The 22,610-nt window shown below is 71.9% G+C and carries 16 protein-coding genes and 1 pseudogene; 9 read left to right on the forward strand and 8 right to left on the reverse strand.

Translation table 11 applies throughout. From position 1 onward, the window contains the following. Positions 1-52 precede the first annotated feature (52 nt). Positions 53-1,255, reverse strand: a complete 1,203-nt coding sequence (locus CLT71_RS10200) for a hypothetical protein (protein WP_143743426.1) — start codon at positions 1,253-1,255, stop codon at positions 53-55. Beyond that, positions 1,252-1,687, reverse strand: a pseudogene (locus CLT71_RS10205) (sigma-70 family RNA polymerase sigma factor). The gene CLT71_RS10200 and the pseudogene CLT71_RS10205 overlap by 4 nt, the downstream one beginning before the upstream one ends. Positions 1,688-2,018: 331 nt before the next feature. On the opposite strand from CLT71_RS10205, the gene CLT71_RS10210 reads away from it, so the two are divergent. Continuing rightward, positions 2,019-2,660 (forward strand): SigE family RNA polymerase sigma factor, encoded by a 642-nt coding sequence (locus CLT71_RS10210; RefSeq protein WP_486483180.1) that lies wholly within the window; start codon positions 2,019-2,021, stop codon positions 2,658-2,660. Further along, positions 2,657-3,859: a hypothetical protein gene (locus CLT71_RS10215; RefSeq protein WP_143743427.1), complete on the forward strand. Its 1,203-nt coding sequence runs from the start codon at positions 2,657-2,659 to the stop codon at positions 3,857-3,859. The genes CLT71_RS10210 and CLT71_RS10215 overlap by 4 nt, the downstream gene beginning before the upstream one ends. Positions 3,860-4,029: 170 nt before the next feature. Here CLT71_RS10215 and CLT71_RS10220 read toward each other — a convergent pair whose 3' ends face one another. Next, positions 4,030-4,629, reverse strand: a complete 600-nt coding sequence (locus CLT71_RS10220; protein WP_101366906.1) for a VanZ family protein — start codon at positions 4,627-4,629, stop codon at positions 4,030-4,032. 67 nt (positions 4,630-4,696) lie between these two features. Beyond that, positions 4,697-6,124 carry a phthalyl amidase gene (locus tag CLT71_RS10225; protein WP_101366907.1) on the reverse strand — a complete coding sequence of 476 codons (1,428 nt, stop codon included), beginning with the start codon at positions 6,122-6,124 and terminating at the stop codon, positions 4,697-4,699. A 232-nt stretch (positions 6,125-6,356) separates the two neighbouring features. Here CLT71_RS10225 and CLT71_RS10230 point away from each other — a divergent pair, with 232 nt between their 5' ends. Together CLT71_RS10230 and CLT71_RS10235 are read left to right on the forward strand one after the other, a co-directional pair. Next, positions 6,357-7,013 (forward strand): response regulator transcription factor, encoded by a 657-nt coding sequence (locus CLT71_RS10230; RefSeq protein ID WP_101366908.1) that lies wholly within the window; start codon positions 6,357-6,359, stop codon positions 7,011-7,013. After that, the gene (locus CLT71_RS10235; protein ID WP_101366909.1) at positions 7,010-8,086 is read left to right on the forward strand and encodes a sensor histidine kinase; all 1,077 of its coding nucleotides are present in this window, start codon (positions 7,010-7,012) and stop codon (positions 8,084-8,086) included. The genes CLT71_RS10230 and CLT71_RS10235 overlap by 4 nt, the downstream gene beginning before the upstream one ends. A 93-nt stretch (positions 8,087-8,179) precedes the next feature. On the opposite strand, the gene CLT71_RS10240 is transcribed toward CLT71_RS10235, so the two are convergent. Further along, a complete protein-coding gene (locus CLT71_RS10240) occupies positions 8,180-9,169 on the reverse strand; it encodes a phosphotransferase (RefSeq protein ID WP_101366910.1) in 990 nt (329 codons plus the stop codon). A 149-nt stretch (positions 9,170-9,318) separates the two neighbouring features. Between CLT71_RS10240 and CLT71_RS10245 the strand changes: the two genes are divergently transcribed. Continuing rightward, entirely contained in the window at positions 9,319-9,975 is a 657-nt protein-coding gene (locus CLT71_RS10245) for a hypothetical protein (RefSeq protein ID WP_101366911.1), read from the forward strand. A 56-nt stretch (positions 9,976-10,031) separates the two neighbouring features. Here the strand turns inward: CLT71_RS10245 and CLT71_RS10250 are convergent, their stop codons facing one another. Continuing rightward, positions 10,032-12,290: a S8 family serine peptidase gene (locus tag CLT71_RS10250; protein ID WP_101371312.1), complete on the reverse strand. Its 2,259-nt coding sequence runs from the start codon at positions 12,288-12,290 to the stop codon at positions 10,032-10,034. Between the two features lie 177 nt (positions 12,291-12,467). Next, complete coding sequence (locus tag CLT71_RS10255; protein ID WP_486483181.1) at positions 12,468-15,146, reverse strand: trehalase domain-containing protein; 2,679 nt, start codon at positions 15,144-15,146, stop codon at positions 12,468-12,470. Positions 15,147-15,271: 125 nt separating this feature from the next. On the opposite strand from CLT71_RS10255, the gene CLT71_RS10260 reads away from it, so the two are divergent. The 4 genes from CLT71_RS10260 to CLT71_RS10275 all read left to right on the forward strand — a co-directional run bounded on the left by CLT71_RS10260 (position 15,272) and on the right by CLT71_RS10275 (position 21,870). After that, positions 15,272-17,206, forward strand: coding sequence for a glycogen debranching enzyme family protein (locus CLT71_RS10260; RefSeq protein ID WP_101371314.1), 1,935 nt, complete (start codon positions 15,272-15,274; stop codon positions 17,204-17,206). Between the two features lie 147 nt (positions 17,207-17,353). Continuing rightward, a complete protein-coding gene (locus tag CLT71_RS10265) occupies positions 17,354-18,670 on the forward strand; it encodes a glycosyltransferase family 4 protein (RefSeq protein ID WP_101366912.1) in 1,317 nt (438 codons plus the stop codon). Between the two features lie 118 nt (positions 18,671-18,788). Then, complete coding sequence (locus tag CLT71_RS10270) at positions 18,789-20,726, forward strand: serine/threonine-protein kinase (protein WP_486483182.1); 1,938 nt, start codon at positions 18,789-18,791, stop codon at positions 20,724-20,726. A 334-nt stretch (positions 20,727-21,060) separates the two neighbouring features. Next, positions 21,061-21,870 (forward strand): metal-dependent hydrolase, encoded by an 810-nt coding sequence (locus CLT71_RS10275; RefSeq protein WP_101366914.1) that lies wholly within the window; start codon positions 21,061-21,063, stop codon positions 21,868-21,870. A 68-nt stretch (positions 21,871-21,938) separates the two neighbouring features. On the opposite strand, the gene CLT71_RS10280 is transcribed toward CLT71_RS10275, so the two are convergent. Then, positions 21,939-22,538 (reverse strand): NTP transferase domain-containing protein, encoded by a 600-nt coding sequence (locus CLT71_RS10280; RefSeq protein WP_101366915.1) that lies wholly within the window; start codon positions 22,536-22,538, stop codon positions 21,939-21,941. Positions 22,539-22,610: the final 72 nt, after the last annotated feature.

The following is a 22,610-nucleotide window of genomic DNA, read 5'->3' on the forward strand; positions in this document are numbered from 1 at the left end:
CACGGGGCGGTGCCGGTGGACCTTCCCGGCCACCGGCACCGCCCGGCTGGGCCTAACGCTGGTCGAAGTGGAACTCGTTGTCAGCTTCCTTGACGTCGCGTACGGGATCCCGCTGCTTGTCGAGGCGCATCACGTGGGCTCGGGCCGAAACCTGGGTCAGCTCCGCGCCGCGACTGGCCACGCCGAGCACCAGGGTCCTGGTCTGGCCGGCCGGGATCCGGCCGAGCAGGCAGCCGAGGTTGGGTGGCGACGAGCCGGCGTTGGTGCTCGCCTCCAGGCAGCCGGTCCACCCCTGACCCTCGTGGCGCACGTTCTCGCCCAGTTCGAGCGTCAGGAACACGAAGTCCGCGTCGGCCGGCCCGGTGTTGCGGATGGTGACTGTGGTCTTGCCGTGCCGGGAGCCGTCGTCGGCCAGTGCGCCGTACACCACGTCGGTGGCGGTCACCCGCAGGTCGGCCAGGCTCTTCTTGGCCGGGAAACTGGTCGGGCCGCCGGTCTGGGCGAACCTCGTCCCGGTCCAGCCGTACGTGCGCCACTGCCGGACCACGGCACTCGATCCCTGGTCGCCGACGGGCTCCCGGTCGCCGACCTCGATCCGGATCGAGCCGTCCGACCGCGCGTCCACCCGGAAGATCCAGCCGATCGGCCGGCTCGTCAGCACCTGCCCCTTGGTGACGATCCCGCCGGTCGTGCCCCGTTCGAAGACCACGACCTGGGTCTGCACCACGGAGCGGTTGAACTTGCAGCCGATCATGGCCACCGTCTCCACGGCGCCGTCCCGGTCCACGTCCGCGTGGTCGACGCTCGCCAGCCAGTTGCCCTCCTCCTGGGGCGCGCCACCGGCGAGCCGGCCCTGGCGCTGGCACGGCGCGTCGCCCCACCACTGTGGCAGGTCGAGTTGGGCGGCGAGCAGATCAGCGGTGCTGAGCCGACCGTCCGGTGCGGCCGGCGTGGCCGGTGCGGTGGTGGTGACGTTCGCCGGCGGGGTCGGCGACCCGGTGGGGGTCGGCTGCCCGGTGGGTACGGTCGAGATGTCTGGCGGTGGTGGGATCGGATCCTGGCCGAGGGCGGCATATCCGGCCACCGGACCGACGACGAGTGCCACCGCGAGCGCGGCACCGGCCGTGACCGCGACCCGGTGGCGGCGCCGCACCGTGCTGCGTACGGCATCCGAGCCGGCCGGCGTGACATCGGCCATCCGCTCGTTGCGGTACGCAGCGAACTGGGTGTTCAGGAAGGTCTCGTTGTCCATCACGACTGCGCTCCTCGATCTGTCAGGTGAACGGCCAGTGCGGCCCGGCCCCGGTGCAACCAGGACTTGACGGTTCCCTCGGCCACACCCTCCTGACGGGCGATCTCCGAGACGGGCAGGTCGGCCAGGTGGTGCAGGACGACGGCCCGGCGCTGGTTGGGGGGGCAGCAGGGCGAGAGCCGCCTCCAGTGCGATCCGGTCCAGACTGGGCGCCGGTACGTGCTCCTCACGTTGCCGGCGCAGGAAGAGTTGCGCGGTACGCAGCCGTCGCCACCGGCTGGTGGCCAGGTTCCAGGCCACCCGGCGTACCCAGGCCACCGGGTCCTCGTACCGGACGATCTTCTGCCATCGGGCGAACGCCCGGCAGAACGCCTCCTGCACCAGGTCCTGGGCATGCCCCAGATCGCCGGTGTACGCGGAGAGTTGGACTGTCATCGCCCGGAAATGGGCCTCGTAGAACGCGTCGAAGTCGCTCTCGGACGGCTTCCGCCCGGCGCCTGCCGGCGGCGGTGGTGGTTCGTCGAGACGCGGCGGCGGTGACAATTGCACGACCCCTCCCCATACCGGTGCCCGGCCGTCGGCCGGAAGGTACGGGTAACACGTGCCGCCCTCGGATCGCGTTGCAGTCGAGACCGTTTGATGTACGCCTGCACCTGGGATGCACCGGTCCGGTGAGGTGATTGTCCCCGGCGGGCAACCCGGCGGCACTCCGGCCACGACAAGGCGGTGTAGGAGGCACAGCTACCGGAGGAGTGAGGATGCTGGGGTGCGAACGATCACCGTGCGGTTGGTGGCCGGCGGGAGGACAGGACCGGGGACGTTGCTGAACCGGGGAGCCGCCGAGCGGGCCGCGGCCGACGCCGAGTACAGCGACTACGTCCGCGCCGGCCTGCCGCAGTGGCGCCGGACCGCGTACCTGATGTGCGGCGACTGGCACCAGGGCGACGATGTCGTGCAGCGGGTGCTCACCGAGCTGTACCGCAACTGGTCGCGGGCACGGCGGGCCGACAACCTGTCCGCCCTGGTCCGGACGATGCTGCTGCGGCGGTTGATCGACGACCGGCGACGCGGCTGGGCCCGGGTACTCCTCACCGACCTGCTACCGGAGCGGCCCGCGCCGGCCGCCCCGGATGCCACCGAGCGGCTCGAACTGGTGGCCGCACTGCGTCAGGTCGCGCCGCGACAGCGGGCGGTCCTGGTGTTGCGATTCTTCCAGGATCTGACGGTGGAGGAGACCGCGCAGGCCCTGGACTGCTCACCCGGCACCGTCAAGAGCCAGACCGCCAAAGGGCTGGCGACGCTGCGTCGCCTGCTCGCTCCTGGTCGGGACGACCAGCCGACCGCCGTTTCGACCGGCGGCCCGAGTGGTGCGCCGACCAACGTGTTGCCTACCGGGAGTCGCTCATGATTGAGGAAACGGATGTGGCGCGGTTGATGCGCACCGAGGTCGACTCGACCGAGAGGTCGTCGGCGGTACTGGACATCGAGCGGGCGATGGCCACCGGACGGCGGCAGCGCTGGTACGCCCGTGGCGCGGGTGCCGCACTGGCGGTGGCCGTACTGGCCGTCGGCGCCGCCACGGTGCCGGGTCTGGTCTCGCCGGACCGGCCGTCCGCGCCGTCGCTGGAGACGGCCGGTGCCCTGGCTCCGCTGCGGCCGTACACCGGAATGGTGCCGCCAGCCGACTCGTCCCGGATCCCGACCGCGTTGGAGACCGTCGACCCGAGCGTCCAGTACGTTCGGTTCGGCTGGCTGCCACCGGGCCTGGAAAGGGTGCAGTACCAGGCGGGTCTGCTGCCGGGGAACTCGGGAGTGGCCCTGATCGGGCACGCTCCCGGCGTGCCGAACCCCGCCTGGGCCGGGGTGTCGGTCAACCTCTACCCGAAGGGGGCGACGCCACCCGCGCCACAGGTCGTCGGCATCGACCAACGGGCGGCCACGATCAGTACGGTGCCCGCACCCGACGTACGGGGCGCGGCGGCAACCCTGACGCAGTACGACGTGGACGGCACCGACCAGCTCTGTCTCCGCTGGCAGTACGCCCCGGACGGCTGGGCCGAGGTCCGGGTCGCGCCCTGGGAGTGGGGGCAGGATGCCCGCGAGATCGCCCTGCACGTGGCGCAGAAGCTCACGTTCAGTACGACCGAGCAGGTGCGGTTGCCGGTCAACGAGGTGCGGGTGCCGCCGAACCTGCGGCTGATCCAGACCGACGTCTCCGGGCCGCTGACCCCGAGCGGCGGGCGGTGGTACGCCGGCCTCACGTACAGCTCCGCACCTTCTACTGTGGAGCCGGGCGCACAGTTGGCGAAGACGCTTGTCGTCGCACTCTCGCCGTACTTCGAAGTGACCGACGCGATCCGGGCGGAACTGAAGGGTAAGGAACCCCCGCAGCCGAACGACACGGTCGACGGCCACCGGGCGCACTTCGCCGCCGGCGCCGACCCGGACTGGCTCGAGTCGCTGACCGTGTACGACGTGCAGGGGCTGACGGTCAGCATCGACGCGCACCGCGAGACTCTCGGTGCGCAGGGCACCAAGGGTCTGTTCCAGCAACTCGACCTCGCCGGTGCCGAGCCGGCCTGGCGCCCCGCGCTGATCGTCGACTGACGGCCGTGACCGCCCCGGAGTTCGTCGGTGCGCGTCGACGACTCCGGGGCGGTTCAGCCGAACCTGGCGGATCCGGTGACGCCGGGCCGCCCAGCGCCGGGGAACTCGGGTTCCTGCATGAGTTCTCGTGACGGTGGCATGGAGTGCTCCGCCGCAAGAACTCCCGCAGATCAGCGTCCCGGTGCCGGGACCGGTCGAGGTCGGTCTGCCGACGCTCCGGCCGTGGCACGCCACCAGCGGCGCGACGCCAGCGCGGCCAGCCCGGCGCCGGCGGTGTTGAGCAGTACGTCGTCCACCGAGGACACCCGGTCCAGCCGCAGGACGTACTGCGCGGCCTCGACCAGGATCGAGCAGCCCGCCGCGAGCGCCAGGATCCGCGATACCGACGCCAGCGCCGCGAACCGCAGCGGGGCGAGGAACCCCAGCGCCGCGAACACCAGCAGGTTGCCGACAACCTGGCCGGTCAGGGTCAGCGGCCCCCCGTCGGTGAGGATCGTGAGCAGATCCCGCAGCGGTACCAGGCTCACCCGACCGGGGACGGCACCGGCCCGGTCGCCCGGCAACAGGATCATCCATACCCACGGCACCGTCCCGTAGACGATCCCGACCTCGGCCAGCGACATCCGCCACGCCCAGGCCGGCGTGCAGCCGAGGACACTCCGACGGCGTGCGAGCGCCCACACCGTCGGCGCGGCCAACGGGAGTACGGCCACCGTGACCAGTGCGACCCCGGTGAACGTACCGACCCAGCCGTGCCACCCCTGGACCATGCCACCTCCCGTTTCAGTCCTACCGTGAAATCCACTCGCTCCGCACCGCTTGGGGCGCGGGTACGGGTCAGGGGCAGGCGGGTGCGACGAAGTCCGCCCGGACGCCGACGGTGAACCGGCAGCCGAAGTCGTCGCGGGCCACCACCCGCCGGTCGAGAATGGCGTCCCCGGCTGGGCGGTGCCCGGTGCGGACCCAGTTCACCAGGTCGTCGAAGCCCCGGGCCAGCTCAGCGCCGGTGAAGTCGCAGTGCCCGGCGGCCCGGATCGCGCGCGACACGAACAGCCGCGACTGTCCGTGCCCGCCGGCGCGGGTCGCATAGACCTGCTCCATCGAGAACGGCACGAACAGGTCGCCGATGTTGTGCAGCGACAGCACCGGAACGCGTGGATCGCCGTGCACCCGCGGCACGCCGGTGAGGTCCGGACTCGGCTCGGCCGTGCGGTCGACCCGAAGCGCCGTCAGGTTCAGCCTGATCTCGTCAGAGCTTGGCAGCCAGTGATCGTCCAGGTTGTACCAGGTGGACCGGTTGGACGTGAGGTTGCCGTCCGCGAGGCCGGCCGTACCGCCGTCGAGGCCGGGGTAGAGCCCGAACAGGAACGGCAGGTCGGTGTTTGGCGTCAGCCCTCGGAGCGCGCTCCAGAACGCGAACGAACTGTCGAAGCCGGGCCGCTCCCCGCCCGAGCGCCGCTCGACCGCGTCCGACCACTGCCGCCCGGCGTGGGTCAGGGTCGGTGGTTGCCCGACACCGACGCCGAGCGCCGCAGTGATCTCGTCCACCGTCCCACGGAAGGTGGTCGGGAAGTCGGCCGGCGGCTCCAGGGGGAACCGCAGAGGGACCCGGGACAGCGCGGCCGCGGTCACCGTCGCGTCGAGGAAGTAGTCGAACAGCTCGGCGTCACCGAGGGCGCCGCAGTACGGCATGGCGCCGACGAACGAGCCGCGGAACTGCTCGATCCCCACCGCCGTGATGTGCCCGCCCATCGACCCACCGGTCAGGTAGACCGCGCGGGCCGCCGTACCGTGGACGCGGGCGAACCGGGCGATCAGCGCATGTGAGTCACGCACGCCCTGCCCGACGTTGTACCCGTTGGTCTGATAGCTGGACGCGGCCCAGGCGAAGCCCCGGGCCAGGTAGTGGTCCCGCAGGGCGGGGCTCTCGACCCGCACCGTGGTTCCTGCCCCACGGTAGCCGTGCGCGAACACGACGAGTTCGCCGTTCCAGGCCAGCGGCACCTCAATCCGGAAGGCGGCGCCGTTCTCGATGGCGGCGTAGGTCCTGCTGACCGGGTTGCCGCCAGCGTCGGTGAGCGGCTGGAACGGGGTGCCGTCGGGGTCGCAGTTCGGATCCGCGACCGTGTAGCCGGGCCTGGTGGTGCTCGGCACCGGCGCGACGCAGGCGACGGGCGCGGCCCGGGCGGCGGGGCTGGGCGTGACGAGCACCGCGGTCAAGGGCAGGACCACGGCGAACCAGCGGGCGGCTGAGCTGAGCTTCATGATCCACCCCCGTCGTCAGGGCGGTTCCGCATGCCCGGTGAAGTCCAGTGACCGGCGCGTCTCACTCTTGCGTCCGGCCCGTGTGGGTGCGGGGGTACCGAATCCGAATCCATGATCATGGCTTCTCTCCCGATCGACTAACGAACCGTTGCAGGTCTACCGGCCACCGCCTGCCGGCAACCGATCGCCGGTCCATACGCCACCCATAGGTGGTGCTGGGGATACTGGCCGGATGCGAGTGCTGCTGGTCGAGGACGAACAGCCGCTGGCCAGGTACATCGCGGCCGGGCTGCGCAAGCACGGCTGCGCCGTCGACGTGGCACACGACGGTCAGCAGGCACTGAACAAATGCGACATCACGCCGTACGACGTGGTGGTCCTGGACCGGGACCTTCCGGTGGTGCACGGCGACACCGTGTGCCGGCTGTTGGCGCAACGTGGCGCCGCCCGGGTGCTGATGCTCACCGCATCCGGTGCCGTGTCCGACCGGGTGGACGGGCTGGCCCTGGGCGCCGACGACTACCTGGGCAAGCCGTTCGCCTTCTCCGAGCTGGTCGCCCGGGTGCGCGCGCTGGCCCGGCGCAGCACGCCGGCCCGCCCTCCGGTGCTGCGCGCGGAGGATGTCGAACTCGATCCGTCGCGGCGCACCGCCGAACGGAACGGTCGGCTGCTGTCGCTGACCCCGAAGGAGTTCGGGGTACTGGAACGGCTGCTCGCCGCCGACGGCGCGGTGGTGAGCGCCGAAACGCTGCTGGACAAGGTGTGGGACGAGCACGCCGACCCGTTCACCAACGCGGTGCGGATCACTGTCAGCAGCCTGCGCCGCAAGCTCGGCGATCCACCGCTGATCGAAACCGTTACCGGCGCCGGGTACCGGATCACCCCATGATCCGGCGACTGACCGCCCGCAGCCGTCTCGCACTGCTGTACACCGGCCTGGTGCTGGCCGCCGGGTTCCTGCTCACGGCGCTGACGTACCTGCTGCTCTTCCGCAGCCTGCGGCTGCATATCGACGAGGCGATGTCCAAGCTGCTGACCCAGGCCGCACCGGCGCTGCTGGTCGTGACCGCGCTGGCCGGGCTGACCGGCTGGGTGGTGGCCGGGCGGATACTGCGCCCCATCCGGACTATCTCCGGTACCGCGAACCGGCTCTCCGCGGAAAACCTGTCCGAACGGATACCCGTCCGCCAGCCCGTCGACGAACTCGCCGCGCTGGCGGCCACCATCAACGGCATGCTGGACCGCATCCAGCACGGCATCGCCGAACGCGACCGCGTCCTCAACAGCCAGCGCCTCTTCGTCGCCAACGCCGCGCACGAACTACGCACTCCACTCACCACCATGCGCACCGCCATCGACGTCACCCTCGACGGCGAACCCGACCACGCCGAACTCGTCGCCATGGCCGGCGACATCGCCGCCGCCGTCGAAACCAGCCAGTGCACCCTGGACGGGCTGCTGGTCCTGGCCCGCAGCCAGGCCGGCCCGCCCCGCCGTACGCCCGTGGACCTGGCCGAGATCGCCGCCGCGACCGTTGCCGACGCCGCCGACCTGGCTGCGAACGGTGCCGTCACCGTGCAGGCCGACCTGCGGCCGGCGCCGGCCAACGGCGAGCCGGTGCTGCTGGAACGAATGGCCGGCAACCTGCTGGAGAACGCGCTCCGCTACAACCACGCCGGTGGACACGTCACGGTGACCTGCGGCACCGCGAACGGGCACGCATTCCTGCGGGTCGTCAACACCGGCCCGCCGGTCACGCCGGACGAGGAACGGCGGCTGTTCGAGCCGTTCGTCCGGGGCACCGCAGGCAACGGCACCTGCGGGGCCGGGCTCGGCCTCTCCATCGTGCGCGCGATCGTCACCGCGCACGACGGAGAGATCTCCAGCACCGCCCGGCCGACCGGCGGCATGGACATCGCCGTACTCCTGCCGCAGACCCTGGAGGCCCCCACGGCCGGCTGATGCCTCGGCGCCGCATGCCGGCGACTGGCGGCTTCCGCGGCATCCAAGCTGGCAAGGGTAGGTCCGGACGGTGCGAGACGCGATCCTCCGGAACTACTCTGCGGTCTCCTGGCGAAGCTGGCTCAAGGCCGACGGTCCCCACCCGGTCGGGTCGTCGCCGTGCGGCACCATCGCCAGGGCCTGCCAGAGCAGGACGATGTTCAACCAGCCCGCCTCGGCTGGGGTCAGTGGTCGCTCGGACTGGTAGCCGGCAAGGAATTCTGTGCGAACCTCAGCCGGCACCGGCCCCCAGTTGTGGTAGCGGGTGCCGAGCAGGATCGCCGCGCGGGCCAACTCGACGATCCGATGATCGTGCTGGGCCTCCTCGAAATCGAGGATCGCGGTGACCCCGCCACGGGCCCACAGGATGTTGGCGGAGCGAATATCGAAATGGAGGAGCTGACGGGGAAATCGGTCAGGCGGCGCGCTGGCGACCAGCCCACGCAGGGTGTCACGAGCGGCCGCCGGCAGATGGTCGGCCCGGGAGTCGAGCCAGTCGGTGACCCGGGTCGTCAACGGCTTGCCCGACACGGCGGGGGCGAGAAACTGATCGACGTCCGGGTATGCGGCCAGCGCGTCATGCAATCGGGCGAGTACGGCTCCGGCCACCCGCACCTGGTTGAGATCGGCGGTGTCGAGAAGGTCGCCGACGATCTCGCGCTGCAAGCCCATCGAGACACGGTCGACCTCGACCTGGAGGCGACCGTCTCGTGCGGGGACCGGCGCCGAAACCGGCAGCCCTCGGCCGTGGAGCCAGTTCGTGAGTCGCGCCACCTCCAGCAGACGCGGAAAACGCTCGAGCACTACCGACCATTTCGCGAGCAGCCGGCCAGCCGGCGTGTTGACCCAAGCCAGCGCGTTGCCGCCGCTCATGACGATCCGCTCGCAGGAGTCGATGCGAACGCCCCAGTGCTCGTCCAGCATCGCGGCAACCCATCGGCCGGCCGACTCTGCGTCGCCGAAGCCGAACCGTTCGTCGAGCGCGTGGCGAGGGTCGTGCGGCTCCCACAGCATCTCCAACCTTGGCGCCCGCGATTCGATCATGCGTCGTATCCCAGCACAGGACCGGCGGATGCCGCTGCGCAAGGTTGGCGCGGACGCGGCATCCGGTACGCCCCTTTTGGGCTGGGCGGAGCGGCAGAAATCAATTAGAATGTGTGTACTAAAACGGCTTCTGAACTGGGAGGACAGCCGTGCCAGAGTCCGTCGCCACCGCGCCCACTGCCGCCCCCCTCCCCTACGCCACCCTGCTCGCCTTCACCCGCTATGTCGACCGCACCGGTCCGGCCAAGGCGACCTTCGTCGGCGGCCTGCGCAAGCAGCGCGCGAGTCGCTCCGGCTTCAACCCACACGGGCAGCTCGTCAAGGCGCTCAAGACCGACATCGCCTTCCGGACCGGTGGCCGCCACCTGTCGGAGATCGCCGGGGTGGTCAAGCCCCGCTGGCGACCGCTCTACGAGGCGCTGGTCCCGGGTGCGATCAGCTACCTGCACTCGCTCGGCGACCTGTCGACAGTCAACCTCGCCCAGACCCACGACGCGCTCGGGATGGTCGGCGACCTGCCGGTGAAGGTCAACCCGCACCTCGGGCTGCGTTACGACGACGGCCGGCGGGAGGCCGTCCGGCTGCACTTCGACGAGCAGCCGCCTAGCGAGCAGGCACTGTTGGCCACCCTGCACCTGATGGGGCGGCAGATGGAGCAGGTGCTGCCGGGCGCCGAGCCGGTGCTGGTCGACGTACGCCGGGGTGTCGTGCACCACCGCGACCCCGCCGTCCGCCCCGACCAGGTCGAACGTTGGCTGGCCGGTGAGGCGGCCGGCTTCACCGCCATCTGGTCCACCGCCGCCTGAGACGCGAGGCGGTGCCCCGGCGCGCCGGGGGCACACCGGGGCACCGCCCGCTGATTTCACAGGGTCAGTGACCAGCCGTCCAGGCGCCCGGAGTACGGCGCCGCCGCGTCCTGCACCCGCAGCCGCCAACTGCCGTTGCGGGCCTCGGCCGACAGGTTCACCAGGTAGACCGCGTTGATCGGCGAACCACCGGCGACCCGGTTACGCAGCAGATAGGAGCTGCCGTCCGGGGCGACCAGCCGCACCACCAGGTCGGCGACCCGGCCGTGCGTGATCCGCACGCCGACCGCGCTTGTCGTGGAGGCGTTGCCCGAGCAGCCGGCGAGGACGATCGGGCTCTGCACCGTACCGAGATCCGGGATGACCGCCCCGGTGCTGCTGCTGCCGGCGCAGGCCGTCGGCGTACCGGCCGTCAGGTTCAGCGTCCAGAGGTCGATGTTCCCGACATCCAGGGCTGCCGCGTCCTGCACCCGCAACCGCCACCTGCCGCTCGCCGTCTCGCTGGACAGGTCGACCCGGAACGTCTGGTCGATGTTGTCCTCACCGCCGCCGGTCCGGTTGTGCAGGACGTATCCGCTGCCGTCCGGCGCGATCAGGCTGACCACCAGGTCGGAGCGGAACGTGTGCAGGATCCGTACCCGTACCGTGCTCGACGCCGACGCCCTGCCGGGGCAACCGGAGACGGTCACCCCGCTCTCCACTGTCGACAGGTCCGGGATGGCGACGTCGGTGTTGTTGGTGCCGGTACAGCCGGCCGGGTTCGTCACGGTCACCGTGTACCGGGCGGTCCGGACGGCGTGCGGGCCGGTGCCGGTGACCGTCACCGGGTAGCTGCCGGGCACCGCCGCCGAGCCGATCCGGATCGTCAGCACCGACGACCGGCCGGCGACGACGGAAGCCGGGTTGAACGTCGCGGTGACGCCCCTCGGCAGGCCGGCCACGCTCAGCGCGACGGTCTGGGCGGAGCCGGCGGTCACCCGGGTGCTCACCGTCGCGGTGACCGCGCCGCCCGGTCCGGCCGAACCGCTCGCCGGGGCGACCGTGAGGGCGAAGTCGTGGTTGGGCGTCCGTACGTCGGTGACGTGCAGCAGGACGTTCGGCGAGCCGGGGCCGGGATCGGTGACCAGCCCGGGGGTGCCGCCGGTGACGAGCCGGTCGCGCACCTGCTGCGGGGTGTACGACGGGTTCTGCTCCAGCACCAGCGCGGCTGCGCCGGCCACGTGTGGCGAGGCCATCGAGGTGCCGTCGGCCGGCCCGCTGGAGGTGTCACTGCCGATGGTTGACGAGACGATCGCCACCCCAGGGGCGAAGAGGTCGACGCAGGTGCCGTAGTTGGAGAAGATGGCGCGGGCGTCGCTGCGGCCGGGGCCGCCGGGGAAACCGCCGGTGGCCGCCACGGTGATCGCGGCCGGGACGCTGGCCGGTGAGCCGCCGCAGGCGTCGGTGCTCTCGTTGCCGGCCGCGACGGCGTAACTGACCCCGTCAGCGATCGAGTTCGCCACCGCCGTGTTGGCGGCGCTGTTCGCCGGCCCGCCGAGGCTCATGTTCGCCACCGCGCGCTCGCCGTGATCATGGTCACCGGTGACCCAGTCGACGCCCGCGATCACCTGGGCGTAGGTGCCGCTGCCGGCGCAGTCCAGCACCCGTACCGCGACCAGGGTGACGCCCTTCGCGACGCCGTACTCGGTGCCGCCGACCGTACCGGCGACGTGGGTGCCATGCCCCTGGCAGTCGGTGGCGGGTCCGCCGTCGATCGCGTCGAAGCCGGAGACCGCCCGACCGCCGAAGGTCTGGTGGGTGAGCCGGATCCCGGTGTCGATGATGTAGGCCCGTACCCCGCTGCCGGTGCTCGGGTAGGTGTAGCTGTTGTCCAGGGCAAGCGGGCGCTGGTCGAGCCGGTCCAGTCCCCAGGAGGGGGTCGGGGTCTGGGTGCCGGTGAGCCGTACCCGGTGGTTCTGTTCGACGTACGCCACGGACGGGTCGGTGGCGAGCCGCCGGGCCGCCTCGGCGGAGCCGGTGAACTCGAAGCCGCGCAGGGCGTGCCGGTAGGTGCGGGCCACCTTCCCGCCGGCCCGGGCGGCGAGTACGCCGGCCCGCCCGGTCACCGCGTCGGCGCTCACCGACGCCTCCTCGAGTACCACCAGATAGCTTCCGGCGACGGCGGTGGCGCCACCTGCGTGCCGGATCGTCCCCTCGGCCGGTGCCGCGGCAGCCGGTGCGACAGTCGTGCCGAGCAGCCCGGCACTGACCGCCACGGCCAGTCCGACGGCGAGTCTTCCCGTCCGCCGCTGACCTGATGTGCTGGCAATTCTCATCGCCATTCTTCTCCCCTCCTGCCGGTGCCCGGGGCCCGCGCGACGGTGCCGCGACACCGCCCCGGAAAACGGCTGAACGGGACACTACGAGGGGTGTTTGAATCTTGGCGGACAGTAACCGACAGCAGGTCAGTCGGCATCTGGACCGGACCCGACCGTTACCTGACCCGGTTCCGCCTAGCGGCGCAGGGTCAGGATCAGGTCGGCGACCAGCGCCGTCCAGCCGGTCTGGTGCCAGGCGCCGAGCCCGGCCCCGTTGTCGCCGTGGAAGTACTCCGGAAAGGCGATCAGGTCCTTCCAGTCCGGATGGGTCTGGAAGAGTTCGGCGATGCCGTAGATCGGCCGGCGCCCCCAGGCGTCCGGTACGAAGAGCGCGATCAGCCGGGCGGAGAGGTCGTCGGCGATCTCGGTCAGGGTGTGCTTGCTGCCGGACCGGGTCGGATACTCGACCAGCAGGTCGTCGCCGAAGAAGGCCGCGTGGTCCCGGAGCGCCGAGATCAGCATGAAGTTGGTGGGCATCCAGATCGGGCCGCGCCAGTTGGAGTTGCCACCGAAGAGCCCCGATGTCGACTCGGCCGGCTCGTAGCCGACGGTGAACTCCTGCCCGCCCAACTCCACCGTGAACGGCCGCTCCAGGTGCCGCTTGGAGAGCGTACGCAGCCCGTACGGGGAGAGGAACTCCTCCTCGTCAAGCATCCGGGCGAGCAGCCGTACCACCTGGTCCGGGCCGACCATCGAGAGCAGCCGCTGCTGCCGCCCGTCCCCGCCGAGCCGCCGGCCCCCGATCACCCGGGCGTACTCCGGCTTGTTCGCCAGGAACCAGCGCAGCCGGGCGGTCAACTCCGGCAGCCGGTTCAACGTCACGGTGGTCAGCCGGGTGATCGCGGCCAGCGGCAGCAGTCCGACCACCGAGCGGACCTTCAGCGGCCGGCTGGTCCCGTCCGGCAGCCGCAGCACGTCGTAGAAGAAGCAGTCCTCCTCGTCCCAGAGCCCTGCGTCGTAGGCCGCCGCCGCGATGTACGCGAAGTGCTCGAAGAACTTCGTCGCGATGTCCGAGTACGTCGGGTCGTGCACCGCCAGGATCAACGCCATGTCGAGCAGGTTCAGCGCGTACATGGCCATCCAGCCGGTGCCGTCGGACTGCTCAAGCACCCCGGCCACCGGCAGCGCGGCCGACCTGTCGAACGGGCCGACGTTGTCCAGCCCGAGGAAGCCGCCCTCGAAGACGTTGTTGCCGCCGATGTCCTTGCGGTTGACCCACCAGGTGAAGTTCAGCAGCAGCTTGTGCATCATCCGGGCCAGGAAGTCGAAGTCCCGGCCACCGTCGATCTCGAAGACCTTCAGCGCCGCCCAGGCGTGCACCGGCGGGTTCACGTCGCCGAACGCCCACTCGTACGCCGGGATCTGCCCGTTCGGGTGCAGGTACCACTCCCGGAGCAGCAACAGCAGTTGCGCCTTGGCGAACCCCGGATCGACCCGGGCGATGGTGACGCAGTGGAACGCCAGGTCCCAGGCGGCGTACCAGGGATACTCCCAGGGGTCCGGCATCGAGATGATGTCGAAGCTGTTCATGTGCCGCCAGGAGCTGTTCCGGCCGTACCGGTGCCCGTCCGGCGGCGGCGCGGCGGCCGGATCACCGGTCAGCCACTGCTGCACGTCGAAGTGGTAGAACTGCTTGCCCCACATCAGCCCGGCGATCGCCTGCCGGACCACCAGCGCCTCCTGTGCGGAGGCGCCGTCCGGGATCAGCCGGGCGAAGAACTCGTCCGCCTCGGCCCGCCGGGTCGCCATCACCGCGTCGTGCTCGGCGCCGAGGTCGAGCGGGGGCGCCGGCTCGCTGGCCGGCGGCGGGGCGGTCCGGGTGAGCCGGAGCTTGATCGTCGCCTCCCCCCGGGCCGGTACCTCCAGCACGTAGTGCAAGGCCCCCTTGGTGCCCACCCCGGCCGGGTTGACCGTGTCGGCGCCGTTGACCACGTGGTCGTTGATGCCGTCCTTCGGGTACGCGCTGCGACCCGGCAGCCCCCAGAGCCGCTCGGTGTTCGTCTCGTTGTCGCAGACCAGCGCCGCCGGCTCGCCGTCGCCCTGTAGCACGATCTGGCCGAGTACCCAGTGCTCGCCGACCAGCCGGCCTGGGGTGCCGTGCAGCCTCGGCACCTGGTCGCGGCCGGGCAGCCCCCAGGACCAGGTGTTGCGGAACCAGAGCGAGGGCAGCACGTGCAGGGTGGCCGCCGCGTCGCCCCGGTTCGCCGCCGTGATCGAGATGCACATGTCGGTCGGGGACGCCTTGGCGTAGTCGACGGTGACCGCCCAGTACCTGTCGTCGTCGAAGATCCCCGTGTCGACCAGCTCGTACTCGACCTCGTCCCGGCCCCGCGCGCCGTTGACCGCGACCAGTTCGTCGTAGGGGAACGCGGCCTGCGGGTAGTGGTAGCGCCAGCGCATGAACGAGTGCGTCGGGGTGGAGTCGAGGTACCACCAGTAGTCCTTGACGTCCTCGCCGTGGTTGCCGCCGTCACCGCCGAGCCCGAACATCCGCTCCTTCAGGATCGGATCCACGCCGTTCCAGAGCGCCAGGCCGAAGCAGAAGGTCTGCCACTCGTCGCAGACCCCGGCCATCCCGTCCTCGTTCCACCGGTAGGTGCGGGACCGGGCGTGGTCGTGCGGGAAGTAGTCCCAGGCGGTGCCGTGCTCGCTGTAGTCCTCCCGGACCGTGCCCCAGGCCCGCTCGGCCAGGTAGGGTCCCCAGGCCCGCCACGGCTCGCCGCCGGCATCGGCCTCGGCCAGCCGGGCACGCTCCGGATCCATTCCGGTACGCTCCGCGTCCTGCCCGTCGTCCATCCGACTCCCGTCCGTCATCCGACCGATTCCCTGCGGTCATCCTTCCGATCATTGTGATCGGTCCCGGCGCAGCCGGCCAACGATCGCGGTGACCGTCACCGCCGCCGGTGTGCCGGGTCGGCCGAGCGGGCATCATGGGCGCCATGGTGCCGATCGAGTTCGGGCCGCGGGTCTGCGGTCACCTAAAGGCCGGCGTCGACCGGGAGTGGCTGCTCCCCGACGGCCTCGGCGGGTACGCGATGGGCACCGTGAGCGGGCTGCGTACCCGGCGGTACCACGGGCTGCTGATGGTGGCCGGCCAGACCCCGGCGGCCCGCCAGCTCGGGCTGGTCAGCCTCGACCCGGAACTGCTGCTCCCCTCCGGCGCGGTGGTCCGGCTCGGTGCGCACGAGTGGCGCTCCGGCGACGTCGACCCGCGCGGCTTCGAGCTGTTGGAACGCTTCGACCTGATCGACGGCCTGCCGCGCTGGCGGTGGCGGATCGGCGACCTGGTGCTGGAGCGCGAGCTGGCGATGGCGTACGGCAGGTCCTGCCTGGCGGTCCGGCACCGGTTGGTCTCCGGCGGCCCGGCCCGGCTCAGCCTGGCCGCGGCGGTCACCTGGCGGGACGGGCACGCCGAGCGGCGCGCCGACGGGCCGGCCCCGAAGGTGGAGCCGGTGGCCGGCGGTGCGGTGGTCGAGGACGCGTTCCGGCTGGCCGGACCGGAGTGGGTGGTCGAGGGTCGGTGGTGGCACGGGGTGCACCACCGGGAGGAGTCGGCCCGGGGACTCACCCCGGACGAGGACCTCTGGTGTGCCGGCCGGTTCAGCGGGGCGCTCGACCGCCCCGGGGACAGCGTCTCGGTGCTCGCCTGGGCCGGCGACCTGGCCGAGGAGCCGCCGCCGGCCGACGAGGTGATCGAGGCGGCCCGGCGGCGCAACCGCCGGGTGGTGGCGGCCGGCGCTCCGGCCGACGCGGTGGCGGCGACGCTGACCCTGGCCGCCGACGCCTTCGTGGTCGACACCGACACCGGGCCGGACGTGGTGGCCGGCTACCCGTGGTTCGGCGCCTGGTCCCGGGACACGATGATCGCGTACGAGGGGCTCTTTCTCGGCACCGGCCGGGCGGACGAGGGGCGGGACCTGCTCCGGGCGTACGCGGGGACGCTCTCGGAGGGGATGCTGGCGAACACCGCCGACACCGGGCGGGTGGAGTACAACACCGTGGACGGGACGCTGTGGTTCCTGCACGCGGTGGCCCGGCACGTGGCGGTCACCGGGGACACCGACCTCGCCGCCGAGCTGCTGCCGGCACTGCGCGGCGTGGTCGACGGCCACCTGCGGGGCACCCGGTACGGCATCGTGGCCGACCCGGCCGACGGGCTGCTCACCCAGGGCAGCCCCGGGGAGGCGCTGACCTGGATGGACGCCCGGGTGCACGGCGAGCCGGTGACCCAGCGGGCCGGCAAGCCGGTCGAGGTGAACGCGCTCTGGATCAACGGGCTGGCGGCGATCGCCGAGCTGGCCGGACTACTCGGCGAGGACGCCGGAGCCGCCCCGGCGGCGCACCAGCGGGCCCGGGCGGCGTTCCGGCGCCGCTTCCCGGCCCCGAGCGGCTGGCTCCACGACGTCGTCGACGCCCCGGCGCCGGCCTATCCCCGGGGCGCCGACGAGCGGCACGACGACGACCTGCTCCGCCCCAACCAGCTGCTCGCCTGGTCGCTGCCACACGCGCCGCTCGACCCCGATCCGGTGGCGCTGCGCCGGGTCGGCGCGGCCCTGCTCACCCCGCTCGGGCCGCGCAGTCTGGCCCCGGACAGCCCCGGCTACCTGCCCCGGCACCGGGGCGGCCCGGCCGAGCGGGACTCCGGCTATCACCAGGGCACCGTCTGGCCCTGGCTGATCGGCCCGTACGCCGACGCCTGCCGCCGGGCCGGGCTGCCGGTCGACCAGCTCTTCGCCGGGCTGGAGGCGCACCTGCCGGAGTACGGGCTCGGCTCGGTGAGCGAGACCGCCGACGGGGCGGCGCCGCACGGGGCCACCGGAGCACCGTTCCAGGCCTGGTCGGTGGCGGAACTTCTACGGGTACGGCGGAACTGACCGGGCGGCGTTACATACCGGCAACGGGCACGTCTTCACCGGTTTTCCCGACACCGGCAGTATTGGCCCCAACCCAATGACGCGTAGGCACCCGTAACAGGTGTCTCTACGCGTCTGCGTGATTATCAACTCAAAGGGGGCCGGGCCATGTCACCGAACGCCGAGGTCATCAACTTCCCCGCTGCCCGCCCGCTGAAGGTGCTCATCCTCTCCTGGGAGTACCCGCCGGTGCTGGTCGGCGGGCTCGGCCGGCACGTGCACGCGCTGGCCACCGCGCTCGCCACCGCCGGGCACCAGGTCACCGTGGTCACCCGACACGGCGAGGGCGCCCCGATGGAGGCGTACGCCGACGGCGTGCACGTGCTGCGCGCCCCCGAGGATCCGGTCGGCTTCCCGCTGGCCACCCCGAGCCTGCTGGCCTGGACGATGGCGTTCAACCACACGCTGACCCGGACCGCCCTGCGGGCCGCCCGCAACGGTGACTACGACGTGATCCACGCGCACGACTGGCTGGTCGCGCACACCGCGATCACCCTCGCCGACCACCTGGACATCCCGCTGGTCACCACGATCCACGCCACCGAGGCCGGCCGGCACCAGGGCTGGCTGCCGGACGAGATGAACCGGACCATCCACTCGGTCGAGCACTGGCTCGGCCACGAGTCGCACCGGGTGATCACCTGCTCCGGCTACATGCGCGACCAGGTGAATTCGCTGTTCGGGCTGCCGGAGGGGCACGTCGAGGTGGTGCCGAACGGGGTCGACGACCGGGCCTGGTCCGCCCGGCCCCGGGCGGTCGCCGCCGCCCGCAAACGGTACGCCGGGGACGGGCCACTGGTCGGCTTCGCCGGCCGGCTGGTCTACGAGAAGGGCGTACAGCACCTGGTGCACGCCGTACCGAGGCTGCGGGAGCGGCACCCGGAACTGCGGGTGGTGATCGCCGGGGACGGGCCGTACCGGCAGGAGTTGCAGGACCAGGCGCACCGGCTCGGACTGGAGCGCAGCGTACGCTTCGCCGGGTTCATGACCGAGCGGCAGTTGCCGGCGATACTGGCCGCCACCGACGCCACCGTGGTGCCGAGCCTCTACGAGCCGTTCGGGATGGTGGCCCTGGAGGCGGCTGCCGCCGGGGCGCCGCTGGCGGTCGCCGCCACCGGTGGGCTGGCCGAGATCGTCGAGCCCGGGGTGACCGGGGTGACCTTCCCGCACAGCGACCCGGACGCGCTGGCCGGCGCCGTCGACTCCCTCCTCGGCGACGAGGTCTTCGCCCGCCGGGTGGCCCGCCGGGCCCGCACCATGGTCGCCGAGCGGTACGGCTGGGCGAGCATCGCCGCCCGGACCGCCGCCGTCTACGCCAGCGCCGCGCAGGCCGGCCCGGCCCCGCGTACCCGGGCCGGAGGCGGGCCGGGGCGGATCGTCGTACCCGAGGGGAACCTGCTGGCCGTCGACGGCGCCGCCTGCTGAGCCGCGGCAGGATGCCCGTCGAGCACCGATTTCGGGTGGTGTACATGCGCGAGAGTTGATGCGAGGAACACCCTCTGCTCGCTATCGTGTACGGCGGGTATCAGAGGGGACGCGGACGGTGTATCAGGAGCGGATCGCCGATCGTTACCTGCTGTTGCGCACCATCGGCATCGGCGGGATGGGGTGGGTCTGGCTGGCCCACGATGAGATGCTGCGCCGTCCGGTCGCAGTGAAGCAGGTGGTGCCGCCCGACTGGATGAGTCCGGACGAGCGCGCTGACGTGCGCCGCCGGACGCTACGGGAGGCGCGGATCGCGGCCCGCCTCAACCACCCCAACGTGGTGCAGATCTACGACGTGGTGAACGAGGACGACTCCCCGTGGATCGTGATGGAGTACGTCCCGTCCCGCTCGCTCCAGCAGGTGCTGGAGGCGGACGGCCCGCTGTCGCCGGTGCGTACCGCGCAGGTCGGGTTGGCGGTACTGGCCGCGCTGCGCGCCGCGCACGGCTGCGGGGTGCTGCACCGAGACGTCAAACCACACAACGTGCTGATGGCCGGGGACGGCCGGGTGGTGCTCACCGACTTCGGACTGGCCACTGTGGACGGTGGAGACGGCGCGCTGACCCGGGACGGCGTGGTGATCGGTTCACCGCAGTACGTCTCGCCGGAGCGGGCTGCCGACGGCTCCTCGACGGTCGAGTCCGACCTCTGGTCGCTGGGCGCCACCCTGTACGCGGCGGTGGAGGGCCGGTCGCCGTACCACAGGTCGACCACGATGGCCACGCTCACCGCGCTGGCGGTCGCGCCGCCGGATCCGACCCGGCTGGCCGGTCCACTCCGCCCGGTGCTGGCCGGGCTGCTCCGGCGCGATCCCACCCAGCGGCTGACCGCCGACCAGGTGGAACCGATGCTGCGTCGGATCACCGATCCGCCGCCCCGCGCCGGCCGGTACCCGCTCGCCCTGACCCGTGGTCTGGCCCGCCGGCCGCCGGACGCCGGCAAGCCCTCCCCGGACGAGGCCCTGGCCGACGGTCGCCGACCGACCGGCCGACGGTCGCCGAACCAGCGTGCGCAGCCGAACCGGCGGGCCCAGCCGGACTGGCGCCCGCAGTCGAACCAGCGTGCCGCCTGGCCGGTGCAGCCGCACGGTCGCGGCCGGCCGGACCGGCGGGCCGGGCCGAACTCCGGGGCCGGTTCCGGCCCGCCGATCGACCCCGGCGGCCGGCCGGAACCGACCGGTCCAGCCGGCCCGGCGCGAGTGCGGCGGAGGGCGGGGCGGCTGCCGCACCCGGTCCGGGGTGCGCGGCGCGGCCCGGAGCCGCGACGGGATCCCGACCGACCGGAACCGCCGGGCCGCGACCGCCGCCGACGGCGTATCGGCGGGCGGATCTCGCGGATCGGAGCCACCGCGCTGGCCCTGACCCTGCTGGCCGCGCTGGGCACCGCGTTGACGCTGCGGGCCAAGCGGGTCGGCGAGACCCCGCCGGCCGCGTTGGGCAGTCGACCGACGGCGAAGATGGCCCGCGCCTTCCCGTGTGCGCCGCCGTCCGACCGGACCGTGCCGGTGACCGCCGCACCGGACCCGCCGTCGAACGAACGGCTCGGGCTCATCAAGCACTGGACCTGGTACACCGACGCGGCCGGATTCCAGATCGCCGTACCTGTCGGCTGGCGCCACTACACCGATGGCCGGGTGGTCTGCTTCCGCGAACCGGTGGCCGGGACCGGACGGATGATCACCATCGATCCCAGTACCCCGGTGACCCGGGACGGCGAGCTGTACTGGCGCGCGGAGGAACGGCGGCTGACCAGCGCCGGCCTGCTGACCGGGTACGAGCAGGTGGACATCGGGCCACTCGACGTCCGGGGCGGCGGTGCGATCTGGGAGTGCCGGTGGACCACTCCGCACGGCGTCCGGGTGCACGCCGCCCGGATGTTGATCAACACGTCGACGAAGCGGGCGTACACCGTCTCGTGGTTGACCCGCGAGTTCGACTGGGGCGTCAACCGGAGCTACCTGCGGATGGTGCAGACCAGCTTCCGGTCGGTCGGCTGAGAAGGTCCCCGGCTGAGGGCGTCCCCGGCTGAGGGCGTCCCCGCGTCGTCGGCGACCGGACTCCGCCGCGACACGCCGGAGTCCGGTTGCCGACAAGGTTTCCGAGGGTCGGCGCGGGCACCGGGAGCAGTCCTGCGCGCACCTGCTGACATCCCGGCTGACCTGCCCGGCGTTCCGAATCGAACACGCGTTTGACCACGGCACGGAGAGGCGGTGAAGTGGACCGTGACGTCGGTGACAGCACTGTGGATCAAACGGTGATTGCCTAGCGATCTCCGGTTTGGCACAGTGTCGCCAGCCGTGCGGGATGTACCCAGGGGGAGGATGCACGACGATGATGGGGCCATCCCATGCGCTGTCCGGTGCCGCGGTCTGGTTGGCCGGGTCCTGGGGACTGGACTACTTCGCCGGCTACGAGCAGTCGCCGCTGGCGATCGCGGTCGGCACGGCGGTCTGCGCGGGCGGGGCGCTCTTCCCCGACCTCGACATGTCCGGCAAGGTCACCCGCAACCAGGGCGGCGCGACAGTCGCCCGTACCTTCGGCGTGGTGTCGCTCTTCTTCGCCGAGGTGATGGAGAAGATCTCCCTCGGCGTCTACCACGCGACCAAGCTGAGCAAGGATCCGCACCGCAACAACGGCCACCGTACGCTGACCCACACGCTGCCGTTCACCTTCCTGGTCGGCTGGGGCACCACCGCACTCTGCACCGCGTACGGCAAGTGGGCCGTGATCGGCATCCTCTTCTTCATGATCGGCCTGGCGCTGCGCGGGCTCTTCGACGAGTGGGCCAAGCGGGCCGGCTGGGTGATCGTGACCCTGGTGTCGCTGGCGGCGGCCTACTTCACCTTCCTGCACCTGCCCGGTGACCGGGGCTATCCGATGCTGGGGCTGGCGGTCGGGGTCGGCTGCTTCGTGCACATCATGGGCGACATCATCACCAGCAACGGCGTGCCGATCCTCTGGCCGATACCGATCAAGCGGCGAATGTGGATGATGATCGGCATCCCGAACAAGATCGCCGTGAAGGTGGGCGGCAAGGTGGAGACGGTCGTACTGCGCGGCGCCTTCACGGTGATCTCGATCCTCTCGGCGGTCGGCCTGGTCGCGCCCTCCGTCCTGGAGCGCTTCAACATCGAGGTCTGATCCCGACCAGCGGCGCCGAGCCCGAAACCGGTGGTGCCGCCACGACGGTCGCGGCGGCACCATCCGGATCAGACGGCTACCCGTTGGGCCGGGACCGGGACGCTCAACCCCCAGGCGGCGAGCAGTTCCGGGGTGTTCGCCCGGCTGCCGTCCGCCACCGTGTCACAGGCGATGTCGACGATCTCGTCCTTGTGGGCCATCAGGTACGGGCGGGCTCCGACGTCGGCGTTGGCCAGCGCCGCGATCCCGGCCCAGTGCCGGCGACCGAAGAGCATGGGATAGCCGCGCAACCCGTCGTAGGTGGCGCAGACCAGGGCCTCCGGATACGGCAGCGCCGCCACCCGGCGTACCGCCGCCTCGGTCAGCCCCGGCATGTCCACCGGTACCACCACTACCGCCTCGATCCGCTTGTCCGGTACGGCGTCCAGGCCGAGCCGGATCGACGAGCCGATCCCGGTACCCCAGGAGCGGTTCACCACCACCGTCGCCCCGGTGAGGTCGGCGGTGGCCCGTACCTGTTCGGCCGCGGCCCCGAGGACCACGACCAGCGGCCCGCAGCCCGCCGCCCGCATCGTGTCGAGTACCTGGTTCACCAGGGGTCGCTCCCCCTGGTGCAGCAACGCCTCCGGGCCGCCGATCCGGCGTCCCCCGCCCGCGGCGATGATCATTCCTGCGATCCGACTCAGCGCTGTCACCTTCCGCCGGTCGCGCGACCCCCGCCGCGCGCACAACGGTCCCAA

It is taken from the genome of Plantactinospora sp. CNZ320 (genome assembly GCF_002846275.1).

Coding starts and splice junctions, on each gene's coding strand:
- CLT71_RS10235 (WP_101366909.1), top strand. CDS start 7,010: ATGATCCGGCGACTGACCGCCCGCAGCCGTCTCGCACTGCTGTACACC.
- CLT71_RS10280 (WP_101366915.1), bottom strand. CDS start 22,538: ATGATCATCGCCGCGGGCGGGGGACGCCGGATCGGCGGCCCGGAGGCG.
- CLT71_RS10250 (WP_101371312.1), bottom strand. CDS start 12,290: ATGAGAATTGCCAGCACATCAGGTCAGCGGCGGACGGGAAGACTCGCC.
- CLT71_RS10265 (WP_101366912.1), top strand. CDS start 17,354: ATGTCACCGAACGCCGAGGTCATCAACTTCCCCGCTGCCCGCCCGCTG.
- CLT71_RS10255 (WP_486483181.1), bottom strand. CDS start 15,146: ATGACGGACGGGAGTCGGATGGACGACGGGCAGGACGCGGAGCGTACC.
- CLT71_RS10260 (WP_101371314.1), top strand. CDS start 15,272: ATGGTGCCGATCGAGTTCGGGCCGCGGGTCTGCGGTCACCTAAAGGCC.
- CLT71_RS10220 (WP_101366906.1), bottom strand. CDS start 4,629: ATGGTCCAGGGGTGGCACGGCTGGGTCGGTACGTTCACCGGGGTCGCA.
- CLT71_RS10230 (WP_101366908.1), top strand. CDS start 6,357: ATGCGAGTGCTGCTGGTCGAGGACGAACAGCCGCTGGCCAGGTACATC.
- CLT71_RS10240 (WP_101366910.1), bottom strand. CDS start 9,169: ATGATCGAATCGCGGGCGCCAAGGTTGGAGATGCTGTGGGAGCCGCAC.
- CLT71_RS10225 (WP_101366907.1), bottom strand. CDS start 6,124: ATGAAGCTCAGCTCAGCCGCCCGCTGGTTCGCCGTGGTCCTGCCCTTG.
- CLT71_RS10215 (WP_143743427.1), top strand. CDS start 2,657: ATGATTGAGGAAACGGATGTGGCGCGGTTGATGCGCACCGAGGTCGAC.
- CLT71_RS10275 (WP_101366914.1), top strand. CDS start 21,061: ATGATGGGGCCATCCCATGCGCTGTCCGGTGCCGCGGTCTGGTTGGCC.